Annotated in this window: 12 protein-coding genes; 7 read left to right on the top strand and 5 right to left on the bottom strand. The window is 60.7% G+C overall.

Annotated elements, in window-relative coordinates:
- Positions 1 to 82: 82 nt before the first annotated feature.
- Positions 83 to 862 (bottom strand): SDR family NAD(P)-dependent oxidoreductase, encoded by a 780-nt coding sequence (locus PMI09_RS09635; RefSeq protein ID WP_007791863.1) that lies wholly within the window; start codon positions 860 to 862, stop codon positions 83 to 85.
- 116 nt (positions 863 to 978) lie between these two features.
- Between PMI09_RS09635 and PMI09_RS09630 the strand changes: the two genes are divergently transcribed.
- The gene (locus tag PMI09_RS09630) at positions 979 to 1,887 is read left to right on the top strand and encodes an AraC family transcriptional regulator (RefSeq protein WP_007791860.1); all 909 of its coding nucleotides are present in this window, start codon (positions 979 to 981) and stop codon (positions 1,885 to 1,887) included.
- 72 nt (positions 1,888 to 1,959) lie between these two features.
- On the opposite strand, the gene PMI09_RS09625 is transcribed toward PMI09_RS09630, so the two are convergent.
- Both PMI09_RS09625 and xth read right to left on the bottom strand, forming a co-directional pair.
- Positions 1,960 to 2,229, bottom strand: a complete 270-nt coding sequence (locus PMI09_RS09625) for a hypothetical protein (protein ID WP_007791859.1) — start codon at positions 2,227 to 2,229, stop codon at positions 1,960 to 1,962.
- Between the two features lie 31 nt (positions 2,230 to 2,260).
- Positions 2,261 to 3,055, bottom strand: a complete 795-nt coding sequence (gene xth / locus PMI09_RS09620; RefSeq protein ID WP_037082507.1) for an exodeoxyribonuclease III — start codon at positions 3,053 to 3,055, stop codon at positions 2,261 to 2,263.
- Between the two features lie 242 nt (positions 3,056 to 3,297).
- Here xth and PMI09_RS09615 point away from each other — a divergent pair, with 242 nt between their 5' ends.
- Positions 3,298 to 3,567 carry a hypothetical protein gene (locus PMI09_RS09615; RefSeq protein WP_007791851.1) on the top strand — a complete coding sequence of 90 codons (270 nt, stop codon included), beginning with the start codon at positions 3,298 to 3,300 and terminating at the stop codon, positions 3,565 to 3,567.
- 6 nt (positions 3,568 to 3,573) lie between these two features.
- Entirely contained in the window at positions 3,574 to 3,753 is a 180-nt protein-coding gene (locus tag PMI09_RS31245; protein ID WP_244423744.1) for a DUF1214 domain-containing protein, read from the top strand.
- Positions 3,754 to 4,176: 423 nt separating this feature from the next.
- On the opposite strand, the gene PMI09_RS09605 is transcribed toward PMI09_RS31245, so the two are convergent.
- Positions 4,177 to 5,028: a metallophosphoesterase gene (locus PMI09_RS09605; protein ID WP_007791845.1), complete on the bottom strand. Its 852-nt coding sequence runs from the start codon at positions 5,026 to 5,028 to the stop codon at positions 4,177 to 4,179.
- 106 nt (positions 5,029 to 5,134) lie between these two features.
- On the bottom strand, positions 5,135 to 5,737 hold the full coding sequence (locus PMI09_RS09600) for a superoxide dismutase (RefSeq protein WP_007791842.1): 603 nt from the start codon (positions 5,735 to 5,737) through the stop codon (positions 5,135 to 5,137).
- Positions 5,738 to 5,937: 200 nt separating this feature from the next.
- On the opposite strand from PMI09_RS09600, the gene PMI09_RS09595 reads away from it, so the two are divergent.
- From PMI09_RS09595 to PMI09_RS09580, 4 genes are all read left to right on the top strand, one after another.
- Positions 5,938 to 6,267, top strand: a complete 330-nt coding sequence (locus tag PMI09_RS09595; protein ID WP_007791840.1) for a hypothetical protein — start codon at positions 5,938 to 5,940, stop codon at positions 6,265 to 6,267.
- 211 nt (positions 6,268 to 6,478) lie between these two features.
- Positions 6,479 to 7,990, top strand: coding sequence for a hypothetical protein (locus PMI09_RS09590; protein WP_007791838.1), 1,512 nt, complete (start codon positions 6,479 to 6,481; stop codon positions 7,988 to 7,990).
- Positions 7,991 to 8,094: 104 nt separating this feature from the next.
- Complete coding sequence (locus PMI09_RS09585) at positions 8,095 to 9,396, top strand: hypothetical protein (protein WP_007791836.1); 1,302 nt, start codon at positions 8,095 to 8,097, stop codon at positions 9,394 to 9,396.
- Positions 9,393 to 10,193: an ATP-dependent Clp protease proteolytic subunit gene (locus tag PMI09_RS09580; protein ID WP_007791835.1), complete on the top strand. Its 801-nt coding sequence runs from the start codon at positions 9,393 to 9,395 to the stop codon at positions 10,191 to 10,193. Before PMI09_RS09585 ends, PMI09_RS09580 begins: the two co-directional genes overlap by 4 nt.
- The last annotated feature ends 33 nt before the right edge of the window (positions 10,194 to 10,226 follow it).

The raw sequence follows: 10,226 nt of genomic DNA, 5'->3' as shown, positions 1-10,226 counted from the left end.
CCCAAGAGTCCACACTTCCTAGAGCGGGATGCCGAAAAGTGTAAGCGGTTTTCGGCATCCCGCTCTAGCTCCTTGATGTAGATCAGAGGTATGTGCCACCGGAAACTTCGATGCGCTGCCCGTTAACCCAGCGGTTGTCGTCGGAAAGCAGCGAGGCAATCATCGGGCCGACATCGTCGGGCACGCCGGCACGTCCGAGCGCCGTCGCATCGGCGACCATCTTGTTATAGGTCGGAATGTCGCGCACCATGCCACCGCTGAAGTCGGTGGCAATCGCGCCGGGAGCAACGGTATTGGCCGTGATGCCGCGCGGGCCGAGTTCCTTGGCGAGGTAACGGGTGAAGACCTCAACCGCCCCCTTCATCGACGCATAGGCGGAGATACCAGGCACAGCGAAGCGAGCAAGGCCGCTCGAGACGTTGATGATGCGGCCGCCATCCGCCATCAGCGGCAAGAGCTTCTGTGTCAGGAAGTAGACGCCCTTCAGGTGCACATTGACGAGCTCGTCGAAGGCCTCTTCCGTCGTTTCGGCAATCGCTGCGTGATAGCTGTTGCCGGCATTGTTGACGAGGTAGTCGAACTGAGACCGTCCAAGACTTTGCAAGGCATCCTTCGCCTTGCCCACGAAGGCCTCGAAGTCAGAGACGCGACCGGTGTCCAATTGCAGAGCGATGACCTCGGTACCGAGCGCCTTGATCTCCAAAACAGCGGCCTCCGCTACTGCCCGATTTGCTCGGTAGGTGAAGATGACGTTGACACCACGACGGGCGAGGTTGATCGCCGTGTTGCGGCCGAGCCCACGGCTGCCGCCAGTGACGACGGCAACCTTGGATACTGAATTTGCTTGCGTTTCGTTCGGCATGATCTCTTCCTTTGCTGGAGTTGATGCCCTTACGGTACGCCTGCCAGGGGCTGTTGTTGAATGCCGAAACTCTCGAATTTCTTGCCTAATCCTCCAAGCTGCTTGCGGACTAGGCAATGTTGGATACTCTGAAGCTAGCAATCCAGACCTACATCGACAGAACTGCCGGTGACGCCGATGGGCGCTTCGAGACCCCGCTCCCGGCGCTTTCTGTGTCGCGCGTCACCCATCCTGTCATGCCGAACCACATGATCTACCGGCCGACGATCTGCGTCGTCGTCCAGGGTGCGAAGGAGATCATGGTCGGCGACCGGGTCTTCGAATACGGCGAGATGCAGTCGCTCATCGTCACCTTCGAGGTGCCCGCCCTCGGACAGATCACCAAGGCCAGCAAGGAAGCGCCGTATATCGGCCTGAACATCGATTTCGATGTGACGATCATGCGCGAGGTGATGGCGGCGATGGAACAGCCGCCGCGCCCGGTTGGCGACGGCGCAGCCGGTGTTTTCGTGCAGAATTTCGACGGGGTGCTGGCCGACTGCGTGCTGAGGCTCGTGCGCCTTGCCGAAACGCCGAAGGCAATTCCTGTGCTCTATCCGGCGATCATGCGGGAGATCTGCTACTGGTTGCTGACGGGGCCGAATGCGGGCGAGGTCAGCAAGCTTGCGCTGCCCGGCAGCCATATCAGGCGCATGACCGATGCCATCCACCTGCTGCGCGAAAACTTCGCCGCGCCGGTGCGCATCGAGCAGCTTGCGTCCGTCGCACACATGAGCCCCTCCTCCTTCCACCAGCATTTCAAGCAGATGACGGCAATGACGCCGCTGCAGTACCAGAAGAACATGCGACTGCTGGAAGCACGGCGGCTGATGGTGTCGGACGGCGCCAGCGTTGCAACTGCCGCCTATCAGGTCGGCTATGAAAGCGCCTCGCAGTTCAGCCGCGAATATTCACGAATGTTCGGCACGCCGCCGAAGCGCGACGCGATGGAGCGGAAGGAGTTGCCGATGGTCACGGCGGCCTAGACGGGCGAACCTACAGCAACTCCTTGCCTCTAGCGGAGAACGAGAATCCTATCGGCGTGTGCTTCGTCGCACTCAGGCTTCAAACTCTTCGTCCAGGACCGGCGCGTCGGGCCTCTGCCGATCCAAACTTTCGCGATAGCGGACGCAACCTCGCAGGAACTTCGGCCAAGGCGGGACCGCAATGTCAGGATTGAGCTTTTCCGGCAGCATGTCCCAGAGTTGGGGATGGTGCCAGCAAAGGTTGTGACCTGTGGCATCCCGGTGTTCTCTGATCGCGCCGCGAAAGCGCTTCACTTCCGCGATCAATTCATTGCGCGACATAGCATCGAGGTCGGCATCCATCTTCCGCTCCTTCCGGATTCATCGCTCGTATTCATTCGTTATCCTCTGATAGAGGGATGTCGAGTTCGATCATCACGGGAGCGTGGTCGCTTGTGTGTTCCCAACTCCTCGGCTTCCTGCGCACGCTCGCCGACCTCAGCCACGGGGCAACCGTCGGGCTGAGCAGTAAGTGATCGATCCGAAGACCGGCGTCGCGCTCGAACGAGTTTCGCCAGTACTTCCAGAAGGTATAGATGCGCTCGTTCGGATGCAGATGTCTTATGGCGTCGGTCCAGCCCTGTGCGACGAGGTCGGCATAGGCTTTGCGGACTTCCGGCCGGAAGAGGGCGTCATCCAGCCATCGCTCCGGCTTGTAGACGTCCATATCCGTCGGCATCACGTTGAAATCGCCGGCGAGGAGAGCAGGAATGTCGAGCTCGTGCAGTTCGGCGGCATATTCATGGAGCCGTCGGAACCAGCGGAGCTTGTAGTCGAATCTCGGCCCGGGTGCAGGATTTCCGTTCGGAAGATAGAGGCATCCAATGAGGATACCGTCGATGGCCGCCTCGATGTAGCGGCTGTGCGTGTCATCGGGATCGCCGGGAAGACCGCGCCGCGTCAGGATCGGCGTCGAGCCCTTCGAAAGGATCGCGACGCCGTTCCAGCTCTTCTGGCCGTGCCAGATCGCGCCGTAGCCGGCCCGCTCGAGTGCCCCGCGTGGAAACCGGGCATCCTCCGTTTTCAGCTCCTGCAGGCAAACGACGTCAGGCTTATCCTCCTTCAGCCAGCGAAGAAGGAGTTCCAGGCGTCCGTTCACGCCGTTGACGTTGTAGGTCGCGATCTTCAAGAGCCGAAACACGCTTCGATGAGTTTCGATCGAAGGGAAATGGACGTCACCTGATAAAGTTCAAGGAACTTCCGAGACGTTAGGGGCTTGAAAGAGCGATTGGATTCTCCCGTTGTGGGCCGGTTGGCCATTTACAGCCAATGTTACTGTAACATTCTTCCGGCTAGCCGACTTTTGCTCAAAGCTGCTCCGCGGATTTGTAGATCAACGGGTCTTAGATCGAGGCAATGGGAGCAGCAGCCATGCAACTCACGAAACGCGAATTCACCAAAGGACTGATCCTGGCAACCGGTTTCGCTAGCCTCTATCCCGCGAAGGGTATTTCTGCAGATATCAGCGAGTCGGAGGCACGCGCGATTGCCAAGGAAGCCTATATCTACGGCTTCCCGATGGTCGACAGCTACCGCGTCCAATACGCCTATTTCGTCGACACCAAAAACCCTGAGTACAAAGGCCCCTGGGCCATCTGGTCAACATCCCGCGCGTGTATAAGGACGCCAACGGTGGGCTGACGTTCTATGTTCAGAACGAATCCCCCGGGGAAGGACAGAGAGCCAAACTGGCTTCCTGCACCGAAAGGGCCTTTCGTCGTTGCGATGCGCCTTTACTGGCCGAAGCCGGAAGCACTCGATGGTACGTGGAAGCATCCGCCAATGATCAAAGCTCGTGATGGTGGTCGCAATCGCAACCGCGCTTGAGGGTATCCATGAGAGCCGGCGATGCGGACAGTACCATCGCTCATCGGTCGACATTCTAGTGGCAACGACCGCTTGGGAGTCTTGTGCTTCTAACTAAGCGGAGCGTCGAAAGACATGACAAACTTGTCTAACGGGATCTGCTTCACAGACGACATCGATGTCGTCTTCGAGGCGCTCTCGAAGTGGTATTCCCTGCACAAGAAAGGCCCGAATAGCCCCGAAGGTTGCCGGGCGGCCTCAACCTTCTTCGATCCTTTCCAAGACGCCCAGGAGACAAAAGAGAGCCTCTTGAACGAGATGGATCGATGCGAACCGGCTGAGCGGGCGGAGAAAGTATTCCGAGCGGTGGAAGGCGGATGCGCTTTGCCGGCCCGCCCAAGAGTAGCGATTCGCGGGAGAAAGAGCCGGCGATAGTCACGGCGGCTAGCAAAGCTTCAGTGTCCGGCTGTCCTCGCGTCCGAAGCCGCGCACTTCGATGCGGTCGGCCCAGATCTCCACGATGGCGAAGGTATTCTCGGTCTCGGTATCGACCATGCCCTTGAAATTCAGGAAATGGCATCCGTCGAGCGTGCCGAAATTGCCTGCGTGGTTGTGGCCGCTTAAATAGGCAGCAACATTGTCATGCGCCGTCAGAAGCCTGACGATGCGTTCGCGATCCCAGCTGTCGTGCTCGTTCGGCGGATAGACCGGGTAATGGTTCATGACGATGACGCGCTCGCCTGCGGCGCCGGCGTCCTTGATCTGCTCGGAAAGCCAGGCGAACTGCTCGTCGCTCGGCATGGCATTCCAGTCCTGCGCGTTGATGGCGCCGGCACCCCTGAGCTCGGCGAGCCGCTGGGCGGCTATCTCCCGATACGGATGCCCAAGCGGCGGCGCAAAGGTGCTCACCTCGTTGCCGTTCACAACAATGAACCGCCAGCCCTGCCTGATGAAGCTGTAATAGGGCGACGCCAGGCCGACCCGGCTGGCGACATCGGCCAACCGATCGGCTACGACGGAAAAATCGTGATTGCCGAGCAGGAAGAAATTCTGGTGCTTCAGGCTATCGTAGATCGGGAGGATGTCGTCGAAGCTCTTGAAATCGCGGTCGATGATGTCGCCGAGCGTGATAACGAAACTCAGATCCTCCCCATTGAAAACCTCGATCGCCTCCGACAGCCTGGCGAGGCTCCTGGCATAGTGGCGGTTCATCCCAAGATGCGGCGCCCTCGCTGCGTATTGCGGATCTGCGACGACGCCGAAGCGGAGAATGGGGAGATCGGAAAAGGATGTCATGGCAGCGCTTTAGGCGCGCGGCATGACGGGTTTGTGACGGTCGTCGGAACGAAAACACCCGGCGTTTCGAGACGCCGGGTGCCGACATCTTGTTCTTGCGAACTGCTTACTTGGCGGCGGCTTCGTAGCGCTCCAGGACGTAATCCCAGTTGATCAGGCTGTCGACGAAGGCTTCGAGGTACTTCGGACGCGCGTTGCGGTAGTCGATGTAATAGGAGTGTTCCCATACGTCGACGCCGAGGATCGGGGTTGCGCCGTGCACGAGCGGGTTTTCACCGTTCGGGGTCTTGGAGATTTCGAGCTTGCCGTTCTTGACGGAAACCCATGCCCAGCCGGAGCCGAACTGCGTCGTGCCGGCAGCGATGAAATCAGCCTTGAACTTGTCGTAGCCGCCGAGATCGGAATTGATCGCAGCTTCGAGCTTGCTCGGCAGCTTGTTGCCGCCGCCGCCCTTCTTCATCCACTTCCAGAAGTGGACGTGGTTGTAATGCTGGGCAGCATTGTTGAAGAGGCCGGCATTGGTGCCGAACGACTTCTTCACGACCTCTTCGAGGGAGAGATCGGAAAGACCTGCCTCAGCCGCGAGCTTGTTGCCGTTGTCGACATAGGCCTTGTGGTGCTTGTCATGATGGAATTCCAGGGTTTCCTTCGACATGAAGGGCTGAAGCGCTTCGTAGTCATAGGGAAGTTCGGGCAATTCAAAAGCCATTGCGGGTCTCCTTTGGCAATAGTTTGCGTAATCGGCAGGTGAGGCGGAACATAGGAGCGCAAGCATGGAGAGGCAACCGGCGAAATATCAAAAAAGACGGCCGGAGAGGAAAAATTGCCTCCACCAAGGACTTGGCTTTCCAGCCCTAAATCGCTGATCATGGGCGTCTTTCACAACAGCAGGAAGACGAGGCTTTTCATATGCAGAGGAATAAGATCCGCTTTTGCACACTTGCCATCGTGATCGCTGCAGCGGGAGCGGCTCGCGCCTCCTCGGGCGATGCCTGGCAGGAGTTCGCGACCGAGGTCGAAGGCAAGTGTAAGCAGGCGGCGCGCGCCTCGATCGAGTTTCCGCATGCCGTCGTCGATCCGTTCGGCAGCGAACACTTTGGCATCGCTCTGGTGACCGGCAAGCCGAAGGGTGCGAACGGCTTCGTCAGCTATTTCTGCGTCTACGACAAACAGACGAAAGAGGTAGAGCTGGGCAGCGAACTGGAAGCTGATGACATCCGGATTCTGCCCGAGGAATAAGGTGGTCAGTCGCTGTTGCGCAAACGACACAGGTTCGCCCGTCAAACCTGTTGATTGTCATGTTGCGTATTTTGACACCTACACATAGCGGTTTCTAGATGTACGCGCAGCACGCGTTTACGGAATCAAAGCAATTTTCGATAGGTTCGCTTAAATTAGCTGAAATCCATATTTCGCTTGCGTTTTGACAGGTACTTTTGGGGCATAAGTCATGGTCATGAGCTTTTTTCGTCGCGCAGAAGACGGCAGCAGATCGTTGCCCGCGGGATACCGACCCGCATCGATAACCGATCAGTGTCCAGCGGCCGAAGAGCCGTTGCGCTACGCCATCCCTGACGTCAACGACTTCGCCGCCTTCGGCTCGGCGCTGGAGGAAAACCAGCGGACGTCGGAAGACCTGCTGTCGAGCCTCTCATCGCTGCAGGAGCGCGTTTCCTCGCTGCTCGGTACGCACAGCCAGTCGCTGAATGAGACCGGTGCGCTCCGCGCCGAATGCGCGCGCATCAGCTCGCTTCTCGACTATGAAAGCAACGCGCGCCGGAAGGCGGACCAGGACAACGTTCGCTTGACCGCCGAAAACAAGGATTTTCGCGCCGACAACACGCAGCTTCGCTCCGAGATCGAAGCATTCCGCGATGAGCTGACGAAACTTCAAGGCATTCATCAGGTCACCCGCGAGGAATTCACGATCATCGAAAACCGGCTGCTCGACGCCGAACGTGAGCTGACGGATCGTGCCATCCAGTTCGACGAGGCCTCGACGCTGCTGAAACGCGCCCAGACGGAGCTCGACCAGCGCAGCCGCGAACTCTCGGCCACGCGTGAGAAACTCGACAACGAGGCGACGGCGCACCAGCTGCTGATCGAAACTTCGCGTCGCGAGAACGGCATCCAGACACGCCAGATGGCCCGCCTCAACGAGGAACGCAGCCATCTGAAGTCCAGCCTCACCGAGCAGGAAGCGCAGGTGCGCAACCTGCAGATGGCCGTTGCCAACCTGAAACAGGACCTCTCCCTCTTCGAGGAACGGCACAAGCGGCTCGAGGTCGAGCATGAGACCCTGCAGGCATCCTCGGCGCTGGAGATCGCGCGCCTGACGACGAAGCACGAAGCGATCGGCTCCAAGGCCGAACTCGTCGAGAAGCTCCTCATCACCGCGAATGGCCGCAACAAGATGACGGACGAGGACCTGCAGGCGGCACGCGCTGATCTCAAGCGCATCAAATCGGAACTCGCCACCTCCCTCTCCCGCTCGGAGCGCCTTGCCGAGGAACTGCAGCGGGCGCGCACGAGCGGCGCCGAGAGCGAAGCAGCCCGCCGCGAACTCGCCACGCAGACGAACGAGCTGACGCGGAAGCTGCGTGAAGCCGAGAGCCTGCGCGTGCGCCGCGACCGGGATGCCGATGCGCTGCGTCGCGATATCGACACGCGCATGGATTCCGATCGCTACGAAATCGGTCAGCTACGCACCAGCCTGGAGATCGCCAAGTCCGAAATCCGGCAGCTGCGCGCCGAGCGCGCCATCCTGACCGGCCAGCTTGACGTCGCACGCAGCGAACGGGTGGGCGGCGCGTCACGGGCGGCTGACCCCGATGAACGCGACGGGGCCCGCATGCCGGCCGCCGGCTTCTCGCCGATGATAGACATCTCCGAAAAGTCGCTGCGCGCGACCGGTGGGGCGGCTTTCGAAGCCGAAGCGACCCACATTGCGCCGGCCGAATAAGCGGCCGAACGAGATCAGGTTTGGCGCCGTCGGCCTGCCCGGTGCCAAACCTTGCTTTTGCCTGTATTGTAGTGGTTTCTTAAGGGACTAGCCCGGAGGAGACCATGGCGCTCGGCACATCGCATCGCTTGCAGGACGGCGTCGAAGCCGTCGAGACCATGACCCGTTTCGCGTTCGCGATCCTGGCGCTCGCCTCCGGCGTCTACACATATCTCGGCGTGCGAAGCATCCTCGACGGATCGGCAACCGCTGTATTCTTCGCAGCCCTCATCTATTCCAGCGCCGTTTCGGTGGCGATCTACGCCTTCTGGACCTACATGGCCCGCTTCTATCCGCATGTGACCGGGACGGCCGGACGCGCGGCAATGCTCGGGGTCATGGCGCTCGGCTGCGCGATGATCATCGCCATGTCGAGCTGGCTGAACGCGGCGGCGCTCGCCGGTTCGGCCGCACTCGAGCAGCATCTCGCGGAAACGCTCGAGGACTACACGGCTGACCTCGATCAGGCACACCAGAATGCGCTCGCCGCGCAGAGCCTGCTTCCCGACATCCAGCGCACGCAGGAACGTTTCCAGCGCCTTGCCGACCAGGAGCGGGAGACGGGCGCGCTGACCGGAACGACCGGGGCCGGCAGCGTCGTCCAGCTTCTGTCGCAGATGGCCTCGCAGCTGACCGAGCTAGAAAACGGCATCAACGCCTCGCGCGAGCGCGTGACGACGCTGTTCGACGAGGGTAGAAAGCATCTCGAGACCATGCGCACGCTGGTTTCCGCGCCGGGTGCGATCAACCCGCGCGCCGATCAATTCTCGGCCGAGGTCGTTGGGCTCTCCGGTGTGATCACCTCGCTAGAGCAGACCTCGATCGCGCCCTCGGTCAAGCGCGCGGCGGAAGACCTGTCGCTCGGCTTCATCGCGCCGGTGGCGGATGGACGCCAGGCGGATCTAGCCACAAGGCAGGACCAGGTCATGGAGACGATCCGATCCTCGGTCGCGGCGCAATCCAAGGTCCTGTCGCAGGCGGCCGACCAGATCCTCGAGCGCAAGCCGGTGGCCGAGCGGCGGTTCGTACCGCTCTCCTCTGCCGAAGCCGTGCTGCGCTATGCCGGTGATTTCATCCCGAGCTGGGCCGGCGCCATCTCGATCGACATCCTGCCGGCGGTGCTGATCTTCATGCTGTCGATCGTTCATTCGACGCTCCGCCGTCAGGAACAGCGCCTGCCCTTCGCCGAACGCATCACTGCGGCCGAACTCCTGCAAGCGCTGGAGGTACAACGCGAGGTCCGGCGGTACGGCGTCGACATCGAAGCCGCCATGGATGCAGCGGAGCGCACCGAAGCGGCCGATCAGTCGAACATTGCGAGCTTCGATCTTTCCGGCAAGGGACCCCGCAAAGGGCCGCCGGCATGAGACTGGAAACGGCGGGGCAAAGGCTGAAGGATTATCTGCTCTGCGCCGATGACGGCACGTTGATGCGGCATGCGTTCCACACCCTGCTCGCGACGGCCGCAATCTTCGTTGTCGTCGACTGGCATGAAATCGGCTCCACCAACGCCAACATGCCTGCCTACGACCCTATGATACCGGGCGCCTTGCCCATACTTCCACCGGCGCTCACCGAAGGCAAGCCACAGGCCGCCCCGGTTGAGGTGACGACCGACCCTGAGTTACTGAAAAAGCCGATCCGCTTCGAGTTGCAGGCGGGCGGCGTACTGCTCGCACAAGGCACGATCGAACCGGGCGCGGCCGCACGTTTCGACGCCGAGATCAAGGCCCGTGGCGAGTATGTCAAAACAGTCTCGCTCGACTCGCCGGGCGGATCGATCGGCGACGCGATCGCCATCTCCACGCTCATCCGCGAACGCAAGATCGCGACTACCGTCGCCGAGGGGGCGCTTTGTGTCTCCTCCTGCCCGATCGTTATGGCGGGCGGTGTCGTGCGCACGGCGGAGAAGGATGCCATCATCGGCGTGCATCAGGTCTTCAATGGCACCGGAGAAAAGCTTTCGCCCGAACGCGCCATGTCGGAGGTGCAGCGCACCACGGCTGATGTCACCCACCATCTCGACGACATGGGAATCAAGCCCGACCTCTGGATCCACGCCATGGAGACGCCGCCCGACAGGCTCTATTATCTTTCGCCCGATGAAATGAAGGAATTCGCACTCGTTGCGCCCCCTGCCGCGGTAGCCAAGAAGGCGAAATAGGCGATCAGGCTTAGGAAGTGTGGACTCTTGGGA

The organism is Rhizobium sp. CF122 (assembly GCF_000282035.1).
Classification (GTDB): domain Bacteria; phylum Pseudomonadota; class Alphaproteobacteria; order Rhizobiales; family Rhizobiaceae; genus Rhizobium.
This window is presented reverse-complemented; position numbering and strand designations above follow the sequence as displayed.